The 20,310-nt window shown below is 61.5% G+C and carries 15 protein-coding genes; 7 read left to right on the top strand and 8 right to left on the bottom strand.

The window, feature by feature from the left end:
* Positions 1 to 101: 101 nt before the first annotated feature.
* On the bottom strand, positions 102 to 1,646 hold the full coding sequence (locus AC1Q8Q_RS04350; RefSeq protein WP_168758265.1) for an MFS transporter: 1,545 nt from the start codon (positions 1,644 to 1,646) through the stop codon (positions 102 to 104).
* A gap of 103 nt (positions 1,647 to 1,749) precedes the next feature.
* Here AC1Q8Q_RS04350 and AC1Q8Q_RS04345 point away from each other — a divergent pair, with 103 nt between their 5' ends.
* From AC1Q8Q_RS04345 to AC1Q8Q_RS04320, 6 genes are all read left to right on the top strand, one after another.
* The gene (locus AC1Q8Q_RS04345; protein WP_168758264.1) at positions 1,750 to 2,616 is read left to right on the top strand and encodes a LysR family transcriptional regulator; all 867 of its coding nucleotides are present in this window, start codon (positions 1,750 to 1,752) and stop codon (positions 2,614 to 2,616) included.
* Positions 2,617 to 2,938: 322 nt separating this feature from the next.
* Positions 2,939 to 4,498 (top strand): TerC family protein, encoded by a 1,560-nt coding sequence (locus AC1Q8Q_RS04340; protein WP_020795433.1) that lies wholly within the window; start codon positions 2,939 to 2,941, stop codon positions 4,496 to 4,498.
* Positions 4,499 to 4,762: 264 nt separating this feature from the next.
* Positions 4,763 to 5,152: a RidA family protein gene (locus tag AC1Q8Q_RS04335; RefSeq protein ID WP_020795432.1), complete on the top strand. Its 390-nt coding sequence runs from the start codon at positions 4,763 to 4,765 to the stop codon at positions 5,150 to 5,152.
* A 72-nt stretch (positions 5,153 to 5,224) separates the two neighbouring features.
* Positions 5,225 to 5,989: an IclR family transcriptional regulator gene (locus AC1Q8Q_RS04330; RefSeq protein WP_020795431.1), complete on the top strand. Its 765-nt coding sequence runs from the start codon at positions 5,225 to 5,227 to the stop codon at positions 5,987 to 5,989.
* Positions 5,990 to 6,028: 39 nt separating this feature from the next.
* Entirely contained in the window at positions 6,029 to 7,246 is a 1,218-nt protein-coding gene (locus AC1Q8Q_RS04325; RefSeq protein ID WP_020795430.1) for an amino acid deaminase, read from the top strand.
* Between the two features lie 133 nt (positions 7,247 to 7,379).
* Positions 7,380 to 8,312: a sugar kinase gene (locus tag AC1Q8Q_RS04320; protein WP_151141920.1), complete on the top strand. Its 933-nt coding sequence runs from the start codon at positions 7,380 to 7,382 to the stop codon at positions 8,310 to 8,312.
* A gap of 104 nt (positions 8,313 to 8,416) precedes the next feature.
* Here the strand turns inward: AC1Q8Q_RS04320 and AC1Q8Q_RS04315 are convergent, their stop codons facing one another.
* Both AC1Q8Q_RS04315 and AC1Q8Q_RS04310 read right to left on the bottom strand, forming a co-directional pair.
* The gene (locus AC1Q8Q_RS04315) at positions 8,417 to 8,692 is read right to left on the bottom strand and encodes a peptidylprolyl isomerase (RefSeq protein ID WP_007933743.1); all 276 of its coding nucleotides are present in this window, start codon (positions 8,690 to 8,692) and stop codon (positions 8,417 to 8,419) included.
* Positions 8,693 to 8,747: 55 nt separating this feature from the next.
* Positions 8,748 to 11,285 carry a PAS domain-containing hybrid sensor histidine kinase/response regulator gene (locus AC1Q8Q_RS04310; protein WP_492614848.1) on the bottom strand — a complete coding sequence of 846 codons (2,538 nt, stop codon included), beginning with the start codon at positions 11,283 to 11,285 and terminating at the stop codon, positions 8,748 to 8,750.
* Between the two features lie 120 nt (positions 11,286 to 11,405).
* Here AC1Q8Q_RS04310 and AC1Q8Q_RS04305 point away from each other — a divergent pair, with 120 nt between their 5' ends.
* Positions 11,406 to 12,503 carry a PilT/PilU family type 4a pilus ATPase gene (locus tag AC1Q8Q_RS04305; protein ID WP_492614847.1) on the top strand — a complete coding sequence of 366 codons (1,098 nt, stop codon included), beginning with the start codon at positions 11,406 to 11,408 and terminating at the stop codon, positions 12,501 to 12,503.
* 121 nt (positions 12,504 to 12,624) lie between these two features.
* On the opposite strand, the gene AC1Q8Q_RS04300 is transcribed toward AC1Q8Q_RS04305, so the two are convergent.
* From AC1Q8Q_RS04300 to AC1Q8Q_RS04280, 5 genes are all read right to left on the bottom strand, one after another.
* Positions 12,625 to 14,580, bottom strand: coding sequence for an acetoacetate--CoA ligase (locus AC1Q8Q_RS04300; RefSeq protein ID WP_492614846.1), 1,956 nt, complete (start codon positions 14,578 to 14,580; stop codon positions 12,625 to 12,627).
* 139 nt (positions 14,581 to 14,719) lie between these two features.
* Positions 14,720 to 15,493 (bottom strand): 3-hydroxybutyrate dehydrogenase, encoded by a 774-nt coding sequence (locus AC1Q8Q_RS04295; RefSeq protein WP_492614845.1) that lies wholly within the window; start codon positions 15,491 to 15,493, stop codon positions 14,720 to 14,722.
* 7 nt (positions 15,494 to 15,500) lie between these two features.
* Positions 15,501 to 16,892, bottom strand: coding sequence for a GntP family permease (locus AC1Q8Q_RS04290; protein WP_492614844.1), 1,392 nt, complete (start codon positions 16,890 to 16,892; stop codon positions 15,501 to 15,503).
* A gap of 282 nt (positions 16,893 to 17,174) precedes the next feature.
* The gene (locus AC1Q8Q_RS04285; RefSeq protein ID WP_083349216.1) at positions 17,175 to 18,590 is read right to left on the bottom strand and encodes a sigma-54 interaction domain-containing protein; all 1,416 of its coding nucleotides are present in this window, start codon (positions 18,588 to 18,590) and stop codon (positions 17,175 to 17,177) included.
* A 137-nt stretch (positions 18,591 to 18,727) separates the two neighbouring features.
* Positions 18,728 to 20,305: an ABC transporter ATP-binding protein gene (locus AC1Q8Q_RS04280; protein WP_492599165.1), complete on the bottom strand. Its 1,578-nt coding sequence runs from the start codon at positions 20,303 to 20,305 to the stop codon at positions 18,728 to 18,730.
* Positions 20,306 to 20,310: the final 5 nt, after the last annotated feature.

Here is a 20,310-nt window from a genome sequence, read left to right as displayed (position 1 = left end):
CCGCTCCCACAGGTGAAATCTGTGCCTCACCGGGATCATGTGGGAGCGAGCCTGCTCGCGAAGGCGGCTGTACATTCAAAGATGAAATCGCCAGGTACGCGTCATTCAAGCGCCAGGGCAGTGCGGGGCGCTGGAATCGGATTGCGCATCAGTGTCCCGACCACCAGTGCGCCCAGCAACCCCGCCAGGCCCGCGACCCAAAGCAACAAACTGAACCCACCCACGAACGCCTGTCGCGCCAGTGGCTCGACCAGCGGCCGCGCAACTTCCGGCAACAGACTCAGGGCCGCCGGCATGTCACCGGCCACCACCCGCGAGGCGACACCCTGGCTGTGTTCGAGCCATTGCCCGCCCTGTGCCGCCAGATGGTCGTGCAGCAGCCGTTCGCTGTGTCCCGACAGCAATGCGCCATACACACCGATCGCCAGCATCACCGCGCTGAAGCGCATGGTCGTACTCATGCCCGAGGCCATGCCGGTACGCTCCCGAGGCACACAGGCCATGATGTTTTTTTGCGTATCGCCGTTGAGCAGCCCGGCGCCGGCACCCGTGACTGCAATCGCCAGGGCGAAGGGCAGGTATCCGCCGCTGTTGACCGCCCAGGCGCTGAGCAAATTACCGCTGCCCACCAGGGTGAGTCCGATGGCCATCATGTTCGCCGGCGTCACGCGTCCCGCCAGGCGTGCACCGATGCGCGGGAAAATCAGCATGGTCACGGCAAACGGCAGCATGCCCAACCCTGCGCTGATGGCGGTAAAACCCAGGCCGTTCTGCAAGTAGAACGGCAGCATCGTCATCATCACCTGGGCGCACGCAGCATAGGAAAACATGCCGAGCAACGCGCCGATGAAACGCGGATGACGGAACAGTTGCAGGTCGATCATCGGCCGCTGTTGCACACGCTCGATCACCACGAACAAGCCGAGCAACAGGGCGCCACCCACCAGGCGGGCGTAAGTGACGGGGTTGTTCCAGCCGATGCGGTTGGCTTCGATCAGGCCCCAGATCAGGCACAGCAAACTGGCGCTGAAGGCCAGGCTGCCCCACGGATCGAGACGCGCGGCCTGGGCGTCGCGAGACTCCGGCACCGCGCGCCAGACCATGAGCATCAGGAACAGGCCGATCGGCAGGTTGAGGTAGAAAATCCAGCGCCAACCCACGTACTCGGTGATCAACCCGCCCAGGGTCGGCGCAGCCGTCATGGCCACGCCCATGCAACCGCCCCAGAACGCCCAGGCCTTGGCGCGTTCGGCTTCATCGTGGAAGGTATGGCCGATGGAAGCGAGTGCCGAGGTCAACAGCAGCGCCGCGCCGACGCCCTTGATCGCGCGCGCGATGTCGAGAAACAGCGCGTTCGGTGCGGCGCCGCAGCCGATCGAGGCCAGAATGAAGATGCCCAGCCCCCACATCAGGGTTTTTTGCCGGCCAAAACGGTCTGCCAAGCTGCCCGCGGGCAACAGCAACGCGGCGAAGGCCAGCATGTAGGCACTGACCACCCACTCAATGTCAGCGAAATTCGCCCCCAGATCCCGAGCGATGCTGGGCAAGGTAACGGCCACGATGTTGGTGTCCAGCACGATCAACGAGCACACTGCCGACGCGGTTAACAAGGTCAGGCGTGGGCTCACCTGGGGTTTGACGGACATGGCAGGGGTTCTCTACTGTGAAGTTCCGTGCAGCTTATCGCCGGCTGGCGACGCCTTTGTTAGGCGCGCAGCGTCACTTCATTACCTTTGAGCTAACGCACCGATGGATATTCGCCACTTTCGCTACTTCCTGGCTGTCGCCCGGCATCGCAACTTCACCCGCGCCGCCGAGCAGTTGGGCATCGCGCCGCCCACCTTGACCCGGCAAATCCAGGACATGGAAGCGGAGCTGGGCGCACGCCTGTTTCTGCGCCAGGTGCGGGACGTCAGCCTGACCGAGGCCGGGGCGGCGCTGGTGATCGAAGCTGAGGCCACAGTGCGCCAGTTCGAATCGGCGCAGCGCAACGCACAGCGTGCCGGGCGTGGTGATATCGGTCACATCGAACTGGGTTATGTCGCGTCGGCGGTGTATTCGGGGTTGCTGCAAAAGCAGGTGCAGGGTTTTGCAAGCCAGTACCCGGATGTCAGCCTCAATGTGCGGGAAAGTCCAATGGCGAGCCTGCCGAACATGATCCTTGAGGGACGGTTCGATCTGGGCTACATCCGTTGCCCGTTGACGTTGCCCGAGGGTGTCGAGAGTGTGCGCCTCAGTGATGAGGGCTTTGTTTTGGCACTGTCGGTGGACTCATGGCTGAATCGCTTGCCGGTCATCAACTCGGCGCATTTGCACAACGAAAACTTCATTCTTCCCGAGCAAGTCGTCGGTACGTTGCAAGTTGCCTCCCAGGGCGCGTTCGTGCCGAAACTGGGGGCGCAACCGGGTGGGTTGGTGGCAGTGATCGCCTTGGTTTCCCTGGGTCAGGGCGTGGCGGTGGTACCAGAGTCGGTGGTCGGCCATGTCAGTTTACCGAATGTGGTCTATAGCCAGATCAACGACTGCAACGCGTCGTCGTGGCTGGCGTTGATTCATCGCCGGTTCGAGAAATCCCCGGTGGTTGTGCGGTACATCGAACGTGTGAAGAACCGTTGAAAGCATCACGAGCAAGCGTGTTCCTGCAGTCAGCGGCGGCAATTCCCAGACCTGCTACAGATCTTGAAATGATTTCGGGCTGTAGGAATTGTCCATATCGACTGTACGATTCAAGTCCTTTTTCCTTTTCAGGACTTGCATGAACGCCCTTACGGAGCCCCCCAGTTATCCTTTCCCCTCGCGCCAACGCGCGGTCTTGCTGCACGCGAAACATCCGGTCTTCTGGCACCCCGATCTCCCTGTCATTGCATTTACCCGGCCTCTGCGCCGCGCCTTGCCGTGCCTGGCATTCTGAATTCACTGAATAGATCGAGACATTTACATGGAATGGTTAGCTGACCCCACCGCGTGGCTGGGCTTGTTGACGTTGATTGTGCTGGAGCTGGTACTGGGTATCGACAACCTGGTGTTCATTGCGATTTTGGCGGACAAATTGCCGCCGGAGCAGCGCGATCGCGCGCGTATCATCGGCCTGTCCCTGGCGTTGTTGATGCGCCTGGGCCTGCTGGCGAGTATTTCCTGGTTGGTGACCCTGACCCAGCCGCTGTTCGAGGTGTTCGACAAAAGCTTCTCGGGTCGAGACCTGATCATGCTGTTTGGTGGTGTGTTCCTGTTGTTCAAGGCGACCATGGAGCTGCACGAACGGCTAGAAGGCCATGTCGGCGAGCGCACTTCCAATACGGCTTACGCGTTGTTCTGGCCCATCGTGGCGCAGATCGTGGTGCTTGACGCGGTGTTCTCCCTTGACGCAGTGATTACCGCGGTGGGCATGGTCGATGAATTGTCGGTGATGATGATCGCCGTGATCATTTCCATCGGCCTGATGATCGTCGCCAGCAAGCCGTTGACTCGCTTCGTCAACGCGCACCCTACGGTGATCATGCTGTGCCTGGGCTTTTTGATGATGATCGGTTTTGCCTTGACCGCCGAAGGCCTGGGCTTCCACATTCCCAAGGGCTATCTGTACGCGGCCATCGGCTTCTCGATCCTGATCGAGGTGTTCAACCAGATCGCCCGGTCGCGACGCAAACGCTCGATGCAGGGCCTGCGACCGATGCGTGAACGCACTGCGCACGCGGTAATGCGCATGCTCGGCGGGCGCAAATTGGCGGTGGAAGAAGTCGGTGAAGAAATCGCCGACATGCTCGACGACGGCGAAGGGCAGAGCGAAGAACTGTTCGACCGTCGTGAGCGGGTAATGATCAGCGGGGTATTGCAACTGGCCGAGCGGCCTATCCGCGGCTTGATGACCGTGCGTGCCGACGTCGATTACATCGACCTGTCCGACGACCCGCAGACCATTCGCACGCGTTTGATGCATTCGTCCTACTCGCGCCTGCCGCTGATTCGCGACGGCGCGGTGGATGAACCGCTGGGCTTCGTGCACAAGAAGGAACTGTTGAAGGATTTCCTGGCCGGCAACCAGCCTGATCTTGCCCACCTGGCGCGCCAGGCCGTCAACCTGCTGGACAGCTACTCGATCCTCAATGCCCTGGAGCAAATGCGCAAGGCCTCGACCCACATCGCGTTTGTGGTCAACGAATTCGGTGACTTCGTCGGCGTGCTGACCATGACCGACATCCTCGAGTCGATTGCCGGTGAGCTGCCCGACGCCAGCGAAATCGAAGGCCCGGACGTGATCGAGGAGAAGGACGGATTCGTGGTCAGTGGCGCGTTGAACCTGGCGCGTGTGCGTCAACGCACCGGATTCGCGGCACAACCGACCGAAGACTATCAAACCCTGGCCGGTCTGGTGGTGAGCCTGCTGGATCGACTGCCGATGATCGGTGACAGCCACGACTGGGACGGCTGGCGATTGACCGTCATGTCGGTAGAAGAGCGGCGGGTAACGCGGGTGTTCCTGGCGCGCACGTGTAATTGATTTTACCGCCAGCCTGAGGGCGCCTCGCGAGCAGGGAATCGCATCCCGACAGGGAGCGGACCTGCTCGCGAAGCGGCGTGCAGGGATTTTCTGATTTAGAACACTTTTCAATCTCCCCCTACTATTTCCTTCACGACCTGTGGCACACTTTCTGCCGCTTATTCCGCTATTGCAAACCGTATTCCGGTATAGCGGAATTAATTGGCCTTCGAGGTCTCGCAGAAGATCTCTGATCCTTCGGTTTTCAGTTCAGGAGAAACACCCATGAGCATTACTCGTTACGGCACCGGCAGCACCGCGGCGGGTGGCCAGCCGCGTCCTTTTGCCCGCGCCGTTGAAGCCGATGGCTGGCTGCACGTCTCCGGGCAGGTGCCGGCGGTGGAGGGCGAGATCATTGTTGGCGGCATCGTCGAGCAGACGCACCAGACCATGAAGAACCTGGTCGCGATTCTCCAAGAGGCAGGTTATGGCCTGGAAGATGTGGTGCGTGTCGGCGTATGGCTGGAAGATCCGCGGGATTTCACCAGTTTCAACAAGGTCTTCTCCGAGTACTTCAAGCCTGAACACGCACCGGCCCGGGCCTGTGTGCAGGCGAACATGATGGTCGACTGCAAGGTCGAGATCGACTGCATCGCGTACAAGAAAAAAGCCTGAACTTGACACTGATCGTTCCCAGAGTGGGAACGATCAAAACCCCCCCGGCGAATTTGATTGGGAACCACTGACATGAGCGAAGACACCATCAAGCGCCGGGCACGCGGTCTGGACCGGGCGTTCGATATCCTCGATTTCCTCAAGGAGATCGGCCAGCCCCTGCGCCCGAACGACATCGCCAACGGCATCGGCAGTCCGAAATCCACGGTCTATGAGCTGGTGGCCTCGTTGCTGGAACGGCGCATCCTGGAACCGGTGGGCAAGGACGGTCACGTCTATCTCGGCCGCCAGCTGTACTTCCTTGGCCAAGCGCACCTGCGCCATTTTGACCTGACCCGCGAAGCCGATCGTGCCCTGCAGGACATCGTCAGCCAGACTCACGAAACGGCGCAGATGTGCTTGCTCAACGGGCGCAAATACACCGTGGCGTTGATGAAGGAGGGCCAGCGGCATTTTCGCATTTCCTCGGACATCGGCGAAAACGCGCCCATTCCCTGGACAGCGTCCGGACGCCTGTTGCTGGCGCACCTGAGTGACGAGGAAATCGTCGACCTGATCGACCACGACGACTTCATCCTGCCCAACGGCGAACGATTGCCGCTGGAACAGTTTCTCAAGGAAATCCGCCAAGCTGGCATCGACGGCTTTTTCTCCTTCGACAGCGTGGCCGACACCTTTACCCATTGCTTCGCCGCCCCGGTCAAAGGACCTGATGGCGTGGCCATTGCCACCCTGTGCATCGTCGCTCCGCGGGCCGATGCCAAGACCCATTACAGCGATTACCGCCGGGTGCTGATCGATAGCGCCAACAACCTGGCTCGTCGCATCAACGATTAACAGCGGCTGCCCGCGGCCGCGACTGTGAGGAGTTCGACCATGTCTTCTGCCAAGAATATTGCCGCCGTGGAAAAGGGCTTTGCCCACACTGGCGCCCACCTGGTGCGTGACGTCAGCCTGCCCGCGCTGGTGCTGCATCGCGATGCGCTTGAACACAACATCCGTTGGATGCAGGCCTTTGTCAGCGACAGCGGCGCCGAGCTTGCGCCCCACGGCAAGACCAGCATGACCCCGGCGCTGTTCCGCCGGCAACTGGACGCCGGTGCCTGGGGCATTACCCTGGCGAGCGCCACGCAAACCCGCGCGGCCTATGCCCACGGCGTGCGCCGGGTGTTGATGGCCAACCAGTTGGTCGGCACCCCGAACATGGCGTTGATAGCCGATCTTCTGGCTGATCCGGGCTTCGACTTCTATTGCATGGTCGATCACCCGGACAACGTCGCCGACCTCGGCGCCTATTTCGCTTCACGGGGTGTGCGCCTGAACGTGATGATCGAGTACGGCGTGGTCGGCGGTCGTTGCGGTTGCCGCAGCGAACAGCAAGTGCTCGACCTGGCCAAGGCCATCGCCGCACAACCGGCCTTGGCGCTGACCGGGATCGAAGGGTACGAAGGGGTGATCCACGGCGATCACGCGGTGAGTGGCATCCGTGCATTCGCCGGCTCCCTGGTACGTCTGGCCGTGCAGTTGCAGGACAGCGGCGCCTTCGCGATTGCCAAGCCGATCATCACCGCTTCAGGTTCGGCCTGGTATGACTTGATCGCCGAAGAGTTCGAGGCGCAGAACGCTGGCGGGCGTTTCCTCAGCGTCTTGCGCCCCGGCAGCTATGTGGCGCACGACCATGGTATCTACAAGGAAGCGCAATGCTGCGTGCTCGACCGTCGCAGTGATCTGCATGAGGGCTTGCGTGCGGCGCTGGAGGTCTGGGCACATGTGCAGTCGTTGCCGGAGCCAGGCTTTGCAGTGATTGCCCTGGGCAAGCGTGACGTGGCTTATGACGCTGGCCTGCCGGTGCCGTTGCTGCGCTACCGGGCCGGTGTCATTCCGGCCAAGGGCGATGATGTGAGCGCTTGCAAGGTGACCGCCGTGATGGACCAGCACGCCTTCATGACCGTGCCGCCGGGGGTTGATTTGCGGGTGGGCGACATCATTTCGTTCGGCACTTCGCACCCGTGCCTGACGTTCGACAAGTGGCGCGTGGGTTGCCTGGTGGATGAGCAATTGAACGTTATCGAGACCATGGAAACCTGTTTCTAACCGGTTTGAGACCGCGGCGTGGCCTTCGCGAGCAGGCTCGCTCCCACAAGGGGAATGCATTCCAATGTGGGAGCGAGCCTGCTCGCGAAGGGGCCCTGACAGACAGCATCGCAACACCGGAGACCCCACACCCATGAACACCTTCAACACCCTGGGCCCCCACACCCCGCGCATCGCCCTGATCGGCGAATGCATGATCGAATTGCAACACCGCGCCGACGGCAGCCTGCAACAAAGCTTCGGCGGCGATACCTTGAACACGGCGGTCTACCTGTCCCGCGAACTGGGCACGGCGGGTTCGGTGGATTACGTCACGGCCCTGGGCGATGACAGTTTCAGCGATGCCATGTGCCAGAGCTGGGCTGCCGAAAACATTGGCCTGAGCAAGGTCCAGCGCTTGCCCGGTCGCTTACCGGGGCTGTATTGCATCCAGACTGACGCCGCCGGCGAGCGACGTTTTCTCTATTGGCGCAATGAAGCAGCGGTGCGCGATTGCTTCACCACCCCGGCCGCCGCGCCGATCCTGGCTGCGCTGCCGGATTACGACGTGTTGTACTTTAGCGGCATCACCCTCGCGGTATTGGGCGAGGGGCGGGAAAAATTGCTGGAAATCTTGATCGAGGCCCGCCAGCGCAATGCGCGGATCGTCTTCGACAACAACTACCGACCGCGTTTGTGGGCCTCGGTGGAGGAAGCGCGAGTGGCGTACCGCAAGGTGTTGCCCTATGTCGACCTGGCTCTGCTGACCGTCGATGACGAACAGGCGCTGTTCCATTTCGCCGATTGCCAGGCGGTGTTTGCAGCATACGAGCAGATCGGCACGCCTGAAGTGGTGCTCAAGCGCGGCGCCGAAGCCTGCCTGATTCGTTGTGGCGGCGAGTCATTCGAAGTGCCGGCGCAGAAAGTCGAGCGGGTGGTGGATACCACGGCGGCCGGGGATTCGTTCAGTGCGGCGTACCTGGCTGCGCGCCTCAAGGGCGCGAGCCCGGTCGAGGCGGCTGAGGCGGGGCATCGGTTGGCGGGTCGGGTGATTCAGGCGCCGGGGGCACTCATCCCCTTGGTTTGAACAAGAACTCTGTGTAGGAGCTGCCGCAGGCTGCGATCTTTTGATTTTGCTTTTAAAAACAAGATCAAAAGATCGCAGCCTGCGGCAGCTCCTACAGGTGGAGATCAATCCCGGTAAAACACCTGCACCAGGTGATACCCGAACTTGCTCTTGATCGGCCCATGCACCACCCGCAGCGGTTTCTTGAAAATCACCGCATCGATTGCACCGACCATCTGGCCCGGACGCACTTCACCCAGGTCGCCGCCACGTTTGCCGGACGGGCAGGTGGAGTACTTCTTGGCCAGCACATCGAAGGCTTCGCCCTTGGCGATACGTTGCTTGAGTTGCTCGGCTTCTTCCGAGGTTTTCACCAGGATATGGCGGGCTTGAGCTTTCATGGGGCAGATACCTTGTTGCGGTCGTGACAGCCAGGGGGCGCGATTATGCCCCAACTCACTGCGGTTGACCGATCATCGTGCGAATCTTGTTGGCCAGCAGATCGATGGAAAACGGCTTCGCCACCATGTCCATGCCTTCTTCGAGAAAGCCCTGGCGTTCGGCGGCGTTTTGCGCGTAACCGGTCATGAACAGCACTTTCAGTTGCGGGCGATGCTGGCGCGCGATTTCCGCCAGTTGTCGCCCATTCATCCCGGGCAGCCCGACGTCGGTGACCAGCAGGTCGACGCGCAACTCGGATTCGAGCAAGGGCAGGGCGGTCTTCGCGTCTTCGGCTTCATAGGCGCGATAACCCAACTCCTTGAGCAGATCGGTCACCAGCATGCGCACCGCCGGATCGTCTTCCACCAGCACCACCGTTTCGCCGGCAATCGCCGACGGTGCTTCGCTAATCACGGGCGACAGCACATCCTGTGGCTCGTTGCCTCGTAGTCGCGGCAAGTACAGGCGCACGCTGGTGCCCTGGCCCGGCAGGCTGGACAGGGTCACATGGCCGCCGGACTGCTGGGCGAAGCCGTAGATCATCGACAACCCCAGCCCGGTGCCCTGGCCGATGGGCTTGGTAGTGAAGAACGGGTCGAAGGCCTTGGCCAATACCTTGGGGGTCATGCCGGTGCCGTTGTCAGTGACGGCGATCATCAGGTAATCCCCGGCCTTGACCGGTTCCAGCGTGGTGATATCGCTGCCGTCGAGATAGACGTTGGCGGTTTCGATGCACAACTGGCCACCCTCGGGCATGGCGTCGCGGGCGTTGATCACCAGATTGAGCAGGGCGTTTTCCAGTTGACTGACGTCGGTGCTGACCGGCCAGGCACCTTCGGTCAGCAGCAGCTTGAGTTCGATGTGGTCGCCTTTGGTGCGGCTGAGCAAGTCTTCCAGGGAGTGGATCAGGTCGTTGGCGTTCAGCGTCTTGCGATCCAGCGACTGACGCCTGGAGAACGCCAGCAGTCGATGGGTGAGGGCGGCGGCGCGGTTGGCCGAGGAAACCGCGGCCTCGGAGAAACGGTTGATTTCGGCGGCGCGGCCGTCGGCAATGTAGCGCTGCATCAAGTCCAGGCTGCCGATGATGCCAGTGAGCATGTTGTTGAAGTCATGGGCAATGCCGCCGGTGAGCTGGCCGAGCGCTTCCATCTTCTGCGCATGCCGCAGGGCTTCTTCGGCGCGCTCGCGTTCGAACATCTCGCTGAGCAGTTTTTCATTGGCCTCGGCCAATTGCCGGGTGCGCGCGCTCACCCGTTCCTCGAGGGTTTCGTTGAGGTTGCGCAGGGCTTCTTCGGTCTGTTTACGCTCGGTTTCGTCGATGACGAAGATATAGAAACCATTCACCGCGCCATCCGGGCCGTGACGCGGCAGGTAATTCATGAGTGCCTGGCGGATGCTACCGTCGCGGTGCGCCGTGCCGATGCTGAAGCAACACGCCTTGCCGCTCAGGGCCTGGGCAATGTGCTCGGCGCGCAACGCGTAGGCCTCATCGCCCAGCACTTCGCGAATGGTTCGGCCATAGAGTTCCTGGGGCGTCAAGCCATACCAGTCCAGGTAGGCGGCGTTGTTCAGGCGAAAGCGTTCCTCGCGGTCGACGTAGCTGATCAGGATCGGCATGGCGTTGATGATCAACTGCAGCTCGGTCTGACTCTGGCGCAAGGCGTGCTCAGTGTTTTTGCGATCGGTCAGGTCAAGGGCGGCGCCGAGGAAACGGATCGGCCGTCCATGGTGATCCTTGTAGCAGCGTCCGCGGGCAAACACCCAGCGCAACTGACCATCGGCTTGCAGCAGGCGGTATTCCTCGGCGTACTCGGTGCCGTGAGTGATGCAGTGCTTGATGCTGCGGGCGATCAGGGTACGGTCTTCCGGGTGGACGCCATGCAGGTATTCGCTGATCGGCAACTGGCCAGACAGGGCCGGTTCGACGCCGTGCAATTGGGCGAAGTGAGCGTCGGCGATGAAGCGGTCCTCACTGATGTCCCAGTCCCAGGTGCCGACCGCGTCGGTGGCGGCGAGGGCCAGTTGCAGGCGTTCTTCGGTGTCTTGCTGGGCCTTGAGGCTCGCGGCGGAGCGTTGCTCCAGTTCGAGGGCGATGCGCCGGCGCTCGTTGGTTTCGATGGCGGTGACCAGGATTCCGGCAACCTGGGCATTTTCGTCGCGGATGGGGCTGTAGGTCAGGTCAAGCCAGAAGTCGGAATCTGTACCGTCGCGCTGCAGGGTGAAGCGCTGTTCGCTGTAGGTTCGCACCTGGCCTTGTAGGACCGCGCTGTAAATTGGGTCAGTAAAGTCCTTTAATTCGGGCCAGATCAGGTGGGTTGGCTGTCCGAAAGCGTGCGGATGCTTGCTGCCGGCCAGCAGCGCGAAGCCGTCGTTGTAGATCTGCGTCAGTTGCGGCCCCCAGAGCAACAGCATCGGCATTGGCGAATGAATCACGATGTCCACGGCGGTTCGCAGGCTCTGTGGCCAGGTGCCAGCAGCGCCCAGGGGGCTGTTCGCCCAGTCGAGTCTGGCAATCAAGGCTTGGGCATCGCTGCCGGTGGGTGATGCGTTCATCAAGATGTCCTGCACAAAAGTCGGTGTGGCGGCGTCAACTATCCTTGCAGGGCAGTAGACGCTGGATGACCTGCTTCATGTCATTTTTTAACATTGAATGCTTCGTAGGTGCTTTTTGCCATGGAAATCGACGCGTTGTTAAGACGCTTGGCCAGCCAGGATGGCTCCGATCTTTACCTGTCCACGGGGGCGCCTGCGAGTGCGCGGTTCAACGGTGTGCTCACCGCCCTGGCCCACCAACCGATCAAGCCGGGAGCAATCGCGACGATTGCGGCGTCCATCATGGACGCCGAACAGCGCCTTGAGTTCGATCGGGAACTGGAAATGAACCTGGCGATCTCCCTGGCGGGGATTGGACGCTTTCGAGTGAACATTTTCAAACAGCGTAACGATGTGTCAATGGTCGTGCGCAACGTCAAGCTCGACATTCCACGCTTTGAAGACCTCAAGCTGCCGCAGGTGTTGCTTGAAACGGTGATGCTCAAACAAGGGCTGATGCTATTCGTCGGCGCCACTGACTCGGGCAAGTCCACGTCGCTGGCAGCGTTGATCGACTACCGCAATCGCCACGCCAGCGGTCACATCGTCAGCATCGAAGACCCGATCGAGTACATCCACCGGCACCAGCGATCGATCATCAGCCAGCGCGAGGTCGGTGTCGACACCCGCAGTTTTCATGCCGCGTTGAAAAACACCCTGCGCCAGGCGCCGGACGTGGTGCTGATCGGCGAGATCCGTGACCGCGAAACCATGGAGCATGCCCTGGCGTTTGCCGATTCCGGGCATCTGGTGATCTCCACATTGCATGCCCATAACGCCAGTCAGGCGCTTGACCGCATTATCAATTTTTTTCCCGAAGAGCGTCGGGGGCAACTGCTCAACGACCTGGGTAACAACCTCAAGGCGTTTGTGTCGCAGCGCCTGGTACGTAGCGTTGATGGCCAGCGGCGTGCTGCGGTAGAGGTGATGCTGGGCACGCCAACCATTGGCGACCTGATCCGGCGTAACCAGTTTTCCGAACTGAAAGGGGTGATGGAGAAGTCGGCGGAGATGGGGATGCAGACGTTTGACGGGGCGTTGTTCGAGTTGGTCGCAGAAGGTGTGGTCGACGAGGATGAAGCGTTGAAGCATGCAGATTCGGTGAACAACCTGCGGTTGCGGCTGAAGTTGCATGCCAACACAACGCCAGGCTCTGGCAACTGGGGCTTGATGGATTGACGCGCCCCACTGTAGGAGCGAGCATGCTCGCGATGGATGTCAACGATGACGCTGGAAACCTGACACCCCGCGGCGCTCACAGGTTCATCGCGAGCATGCTCGCTCCTACAGGGGGTGTGTTTCAGTCCTGGAGTTCGGGGCGGTTTCGGAATTGCTCGAGCGCCTCGGGATTGGCCAGCGCGTCGGTATTCTTCACCTTCTGCCCATGCACCACATTACGCACCGCCAATTCGACAATTTTGCCGCTGATGGTGCGAGGAATGTCGGTCACCGCGACAATCTTCGCCGGCACATGACGTGGCGTGGTGTTGGCGCGAATGACCTGGCGGATCTGCTGCTGCAGCGCGTCATCCAGTTCCACGCCCTCGCGCAAGCGCACGAACAGCACCACCCGCACGTCGTCCTGCCATTGCTGACCGATGGCCACGCTGTCGAGCACCTGCGGGACTTTCTCCACTTGCCGATAGATTTCCGCCGTGCCGATGCGCACGCCACCGGGATTGAGCACCGCGTCGGAGCGCCCATGGATCATCATCGCGCCGTGGGGCAGTTGTTCGGCGTAGTCGCCCTGGGCCCAGACACCGGGAAATTGACTGAAGTAGGAGGCCTTGAGCTTTTCGCCATTTGGGTCGTTCCACAGGCCGATCGGCATCGCCGGGAAGTGCCGCGTACACACCAGTTCGCCCTTTTCGCCGATGACCGCCCGGCCCTCGTCGTTCCACACTTCCACGGCCATGCCCAGGCTCTTGCCCTGTATTTCGCCACGGCGCACCGGCTGCCAGGGGTTGCCGTTGACAAAACACGAGACGATGTCGGTGCCACCCGACATCGAGGCCAGGCACAGGTCGGCCTTGAAATCGCGATAGACATAGTCGTAGCTCTGCGGCGACAGCGCTGAGCCGGTGCAGAGCAAGGTCTTGAGGCTGCCCAGGTCATGGCTTTGCCCAGGCTTCACGCCGCTGCTTTGCAGGGTGGCGAGGTACTTGGGGCTGGTGCCGAATACGGTGATGCGCTCGTCGTCGATCAGATCGATCAAGCGTTCGGCATTCGGATGGAATGGCGACCCATCGTACAGCACCACGGCACTGCCTACCGCCAGGGCCGAGACCAGCCAGTTCCACATCATCCAGCCGCAGGTGGTGTAGTAGAACAAGCGATCGCCCGGGCCGAGGTCGCAGTGCAGGCCGTGTTCCTTGACGTGTTGCAGCAGTACGCCGCCGGTGCTGTGGATGATGCACTTGGGCACGCCGGTGGTGCCGCTGGAGTAGAGGATGTACAGCGGATGGTCGAAGGGCACGGCGACGAAATCAGGATCGCCACCCGGGTCATAGAAATCATCCCAGAGCGTCACATTGGCCTGGGTACGGAAATCTTCGATGCGTGTTCCGGGGAGTGCGTAAGGCACGATCACCAGTTGCTGCAATGACGGCAGGCGTTCGAGGATTTCGTTGACCTTGGCGCGCTGGTCGATCTCCTTGCCGGCATAACGATAGCCAGCGCAGGTGACCAGCACTTTCGGTTCGATCTGGCCGAAGCGGTCGATCACCCCTTGGGTGCCGAAGTCGGGCGACGAACAGGACCAGATTGCCCCCAGGCTGGTGGTGGCGAGCATGGCCACCAGGGTTTGCCAGGTGTTGGGCATGCAGGCCGCCACCCGGTCGCCAAGGCCGACACCGGCCGCAACCAAGCCCTTCTGAAAGCCTGCGACATGCTCCGCCAATTCGGCCCAGGTCAAGTGTTCGCGCTGGCCGTTTTCAGCCACGGCCACGACGGCTACGGCATCGTCGCGTCGACTGAGCAGGTGTTCAGCGAAATTCAGGGTGGCGCCGGGGAACCACTGGGCGCTGGGCATTTGTCGGCCTTCCAGTAGCACCGCGTCGGGTTGCTCATGGAAGCGGATGTCGAAGAAGTCGACGATGGCCTGCCAGAAATCCGGGCGCTGGTCGATCGACCATTGATGCAGGGCGGGGTAGTCGTCGATGTGCAGGTGGTGCCGTTGATTGACGAAGCGCCGAAAGGCCTCCATGCGAGTCTTGCCGATGCGTTCGGCGGTGGGTTGCCATAGTACTTCGGACATGATTTGCCTCTTATTGTCGTCAGATCGTTCCCACGCGCCGCGAAGGGATGCCTCAGCGGACGCTCCGCGTTCGGCTCTTGGGACGCAGAGCGTCCCGGGCTGCATTCCCACGCAGAGCGTGGGAACGATCAATCTGTGGTTACTGCGCCAACCACCCACCATCGATATTCCACGCCGCGCCACGTACCTGGATGCCAGCCTCGCTGCACAGGTACAGCACCAGTTCACCCAGTTGCGGCGGCGTTACGAACTCCAGCGACGGCTGTTTCTCGGCCAGCAGGTCATGCTGCGCCTGCTGTGGGTCGATGCCCTTGGCGGCGCGATCGTCGATCTGCTTTTGCACCAGTGGTGTCAGCACCCAGCCCGGGCAAATCGCGTTGCAGGTGATGTTGCTGGTGGCCGTTTCCAGGGCGACCACTTTGGTCAGGCCGATCACGCCATGCTTGGCGGCGACATAAGCGGCTTTGCCCGTCGAACCCACCAGGCCATGCACCGAGGCGATGTTGATCACTCGGCCCCAGCCTTTGGCGCGCATGCCCGGCAGGCTCAGGCGGGTGCTGTGAAACACCGATGACAAATTGATCGCGATGATCGAGTCCCAGCGTTCCACCGGAAACTCGTCTACCGGCGCCACATGCTGGATGCCGGCGTTGTTGACCAGAATATCGACGCCGCCGAATTCGCGCTCGGCGTAGGCGATCATGTCGGCGATCTGCGCCGGGTCGCTGACGTCGGCGGGATGATGGCCAACCTTGCCGCCGAACTGTTCAACCTCGGCAATCACTTTGGATGCATCGCCAAATCCGTTGAGGATCAGATTGGCGCCAGCCTTGGCCAGGCTCAGGGCAATGCCCAGGCCAATGCCGCTGGTGGAACCGGTAACCAGTGCGGTCTTGCCTGAAAGAGTCGTCATCAATGCCTCACACAATGCCAGTGGCGTAGAAAATGCCGATCACTACGAAAACCGCCAGGGTCTTGATCAGCGTAATACAGAAAATGTCTTTGTAGGCTTCGCGGTGGGTCAGGCCGGTCACCGCCAGCAAGGTAATCACCGCGCCGTTGTGTGGCAGGGTGTCCATGCCGCCGCTGGCCATCGCCGCCACCCGGTGCAGGACTTCCAGCGGGATGTTGGCGGCATGGGCCGCTGCGATGAAGTCATTGGCCATGGCCGCCAGCGCAATGCTCATGCCGCCGGACGCCGAGCCCGTGATGCCCGCCAGCAGGGTCACGGTGATCGCTTCGTTGACCAGCGGGTCAGGGATGCTTTTGAGCCAGTCGGCCAGGACCAGAAAGCCTGGCAGCGATGCTATTACCGCACCAAAACCGTATTCAGACGCTGTGTTCATTGCTGCCAGTAATGAACCGCTGACTGCACTTCTGCTGCCTTCGGCCAACTTGCCGCGAATCGCCTGGAAGCCGAACACCAGCACCACGATGATGCCGACCAGCAGTGCAGCCTGAACGGCCCAGATCGCCGTTAGCTTGGCGATTTCGGTGGTCACCGGCGCAGCCATGCCCGGCAGCGCGAGACTGTGGGTCTTGCCGTACCACTGTGGAATCCACTGGGTAAACAGCAGGTTCATGATGCCCACGGCCAGCAGCGGCGACAGGGCGATCCACGGATTGGGGAGTTTGATGTCGGCAGCGGTTTCCGGCTCATTGCGCAGGTCGGTGCCGTAGCCTTCGCCGCTAAGCTGAGCCTTGTTACGCTGGCGCTGCAGAAACAGCATGCCGGCGCAGACCACGAAGATCGACCCGATCAAACCCAGCCATGGCGCGGCCCAGGCGGTGGTGTTGAAGAAGGTGCTGGGGATAATGTTCTGGATTTGCGGGGTGCCGGGCAGGGCGTCCATGGTGAATGAAAAGGCGCCGAGGGCGATGGTCGCCGGGATCAGGCGTTTGGGAATGTTGCTCTGGCGGAACATTTCCGCGGCAAACGGATAGACCGCGAACACCACCACGAACAGCGAGACGCCGCCGTACGTCAGCAGGGCGCAGACCAGCACGATCACGAGCATCGCCTGGCGGGTGCCGAGCAAGCGAATCGCCGCCGCGACGATCGAGCGCGAGAAGCCGGACAACTCGATGAGTTTGCCGAACACCGCGCCGAGCAGGAATACCGGGAAATACAGTTTGATGAAACCGACCATTTTTTCCATGAACACCCCGGTGAAGGCGGGGGCGACGGCGGAAGGATCGGTGAGCAGGACGGCGCCGAGGGCGGCAATCGGGGCAAATAGGATAACGCTGTAGCCACGGTAAGCAGCCAGCATCAGCAGCGTGAGGGCTGCCAAGGCAATGATCACACTCATGGTGTGTCTCCTGGATTGTTATTTTTGTATGGGTGAAACGTTGTAGGAGACGGCTTTAGCGAGTTTCGTGCCATGTGGGTAAGTTGTTGAAATATAAGGATATAATTTTGTGCGAAGTGGCGATTAAGTGCTTGCTGTCTCTATTTGGAGACTTTTTGTGCCTGAAAAGATCGCAGCCTGCGGCAGCTCCTACAGGGAAACGCTGGAAACCCATGTAGGAGCTGCCGCAGGCTGCGATCTTTTGATCTGAAATTACATCTACAAATAGAGATTTATGTCTCTCTATTGAGACTCCGCAATCCCCAACGCCACCATCTTCTTGTACAAGGTCGACCTTCCCAGCCCTAACCGCGCCGCCGCCTCGATCACCTTGCCCCCGCATTGCGCCAGGGCCGCTTCAATCAATTGCCGGTCAAAGCGCTCGCGCGCCGCACTGAACGTCTCATGCTCCAGCGGTTCGATGGCCAACGGCGCCACGCGCTGCACTGGGGTAAAAGTCCCGATCGCCGCGCGGATATCCGCCTCCGTCAGGCGCAGGTCGTCGCTGAGCAATGCCGCCCGCTCCAGCACGTTTCGCAGTTCGCGAATGTTGCCCGGCCAGGCGTGTTGGCCCAGGAGCGCCAGCGCATCGCTGTTCAGTTCGTGCTGGCTGCGCAGTTCTTCAAGGATCGCTTCGCTCAGGGCAGGCAGGTCGTCGAGCCGCTCGCGTAGCGGTGGCACCTGGATCGGCAGGACGTTGAGGCGGTAGTAGAGGTCGGCGCGAAACTCGCCACGCTTGATCGCCGCTTCCAGGTCGGTCGAAGTCGCGGCGATCACTCGCACATCGCTCTGGATCACCTCGTTGGAACCGACCGGTTCGAATTCCTTTTCCTGCAACACCCGCAGCAGTTTGCTTTGCAGCGGCAACGGCATGTCGCCGATTTCATCGAGAAACAGCGTGCCGCCCTGGGCGATCTGCAGTTTGCCGGCGCGGCCTTTGCGGTCGGCGCCGGTATAGGCGCCAGGCGCAGTGCCGAAGAATTCGGCTTCGAGCAGTGCTTCGGGGATCGCCGCACTGTTGATGCTGACGAACGCCTTGTGGGCTCGCGGCGATGCATTATGGATCGCCTGTGCCAGCAATTCCTTGCCGGTGCCGGTCTCGCCGAGCAGCAACACCGGCGAGTCGGTGCTGGCGCTGCGCCGGGCGCGGCGCTTGACTTCCAGGCTGGCGGCGCTGGTGCCGATGAAGTGGGCGAAGTTGTAGCGGGTCTGTCGCGCCCGCAGCAGCGAACGCGTGGAAGCAAGCTCTTGCTGCATGCTCATGTAGCGCTTGAGCATCGGCGACAGGCTGCGCAATTCGTCGAACAAGGCGAAGCCGATGGCGCCGATCACCTCGCCGGCATCGTCATGAATCGGCAGGCGCATGACCACCAGGGGTTCCTTGGGGGTGTCCTGCATGTCGAGCAGAATCGGTCGACCGGTGCGCACCACCTCGCGCAACAGGCTGCCGGGGATGACGCTTTCGCAGGCCTTGCCAATGGCGTCTTCAGCCGATGGCAGGCCGAAACGCTTGGCATAGCGTTCGTTCATCCAGACGATGTTGGCGTCGCTGTCGACGATCACCGTGCCTTCACTGGACTGCTCGATGATCTCGAACAGCGAGCGGATCGCCAGCAGGCGCACGCGCTGGTAGTCCTTGAGGCTTTCGGTGGTGTTCATGAGGGCTGATCCTGATTGTGTGTTGCCTGTGCCGGCCCCTTCGCGAGCAGGCTCGCTCCCACACTTGATCTGTGTCGTTCACAAATCCCCTGTGGGAGCGAGCCTGCTCGCGAAGGCCGCGACGCGGTCTGGCCGGATTATGCCTGCCCCACATGCGCCGCCGCCAACAGCTCTTTGGTGTAGGGGTGCTGCGGTGAATCGAACACGTCGTGGCTGGCGCCGCTTTCGACCACCTTGCCGTCCTTGATCACGATCATGTCGTGGGCCAGGGCGCGCACCACCGCCAGGTCATGGCTGATGAACAGGTAGGTCAGCCCGTGCTTTTCCTGAAGTTGACGCAGCAGGGCGACCACCTGCTTTTGCACGGTGCGATCCAGCGCCGAGGTGGGCTCGTCCAACAGGATCAGCGCGGGTTTGAGCACCAGCGCCCGGGCGATGGCGATGCGCTGGCGCTGACCGCCGGAGAACTCGTGGGGGTAGCGATGCCGGCTTTGTGGGTCCAGCCCGACTTCCTGCAGCGCCCGGATCACCTCGGCGTTGCATTGTTCGGTGCTCAACTGGCTATGCACTTCCAGGCCTTCGCTGATGATCTGTGCCACGGACATGCGCGGGCTGAGACTGCCAAACGGATCCTGGAATACCACCTGCATTTCCTTGCGCCATGGCCGCAACTGCTTCTGCGTCAGGCCATCGAGCGCCTGGCCCTGGAAGTGAATAGCGCCTTCGGAGTCCAGCAGGCGCAGGATCGCCTGGCCGAGGGTGGACTTGCCGGAGCCCGACTCGCCGACGATGCCCAGGGTCTTGCCGCGCTGGATGCTCAGGCTGATGCCGTCCACGGCCTTGAGGTAAGTCTTGCGTTGGAACAGTCCGCCACCAACGGCAAATTGCACCCGCAGGTCGTGCACTTCCAGGACTTTTTCGCGTTCGTCCCGGGGCAGGGCTTCGCCTTCGGGCTCGGCGTTGAGCAACAGGCAGCTGTAAGGGTGTTTCGGTGCGGTGAACATCGTCTCGCAGTTGGCTTGCTCGACAATTTCCCCGGCTTTCATCACGCAGACGCGCTGGGCAATGCTGCGCACCAGATTGAGATCGTGGCTGATCAGCAACAGCGACATGCCCAGTCGCTGTTGCAGCGACTTGAGTAGCAACAGGATCTTGCGCTGCACTGTCACGTCCAGCGCCGTGGTCGGCTCATCGGCGATCAGCAATTCCGGTTCGCAGGCCAGGGCCATGGCAATCATCACCCGCTGGCGCTGGCCACCGGATAGCTGATGGGGGTAAGACTTGAGCCGCTCCTGGGGTTTCTGGATGCCCACCAGATGCAGCAACTCGAGTATCCGTGCTTGCGCCGCCTTGCCGGCCAGGCCCTTGTGCACCAGCAAGGTTTCGCCGATCTGCTTCTCGATGCTGTGCAACGGGTTCAGGGAGGTCATCGGCTCCTGGAAGATCATCGCGATGCGATTGCCCCGCAGTTCGCGCAATTTGCGCGTATCGGCGCCCACCAGTTCCTGGCCGCGATAGCGGATGCTGCCGGTGGTCTCGGTGCCGCATTCGGGCAGCAACTGCAGGATCGAGTGCGCCGTCACCGACTTGCCCGAACCCGACTCTCCCACCAGTGCCAGGCATTCGCCGGGGCGGATGTCCAGGCACAGGTCGCGCACCACCGTCTGGCCGTTGAAGGCGACGCTGAGGTCACGGATTTCGATCAGGTTGGTCATGTCAA

The organism is Pseudomonas sp. GW823-FHT06B06, assembly GCF_058795195.1.
This window is presented reverse-complemented; position numbering and strand designations above follow the sequence as displayed.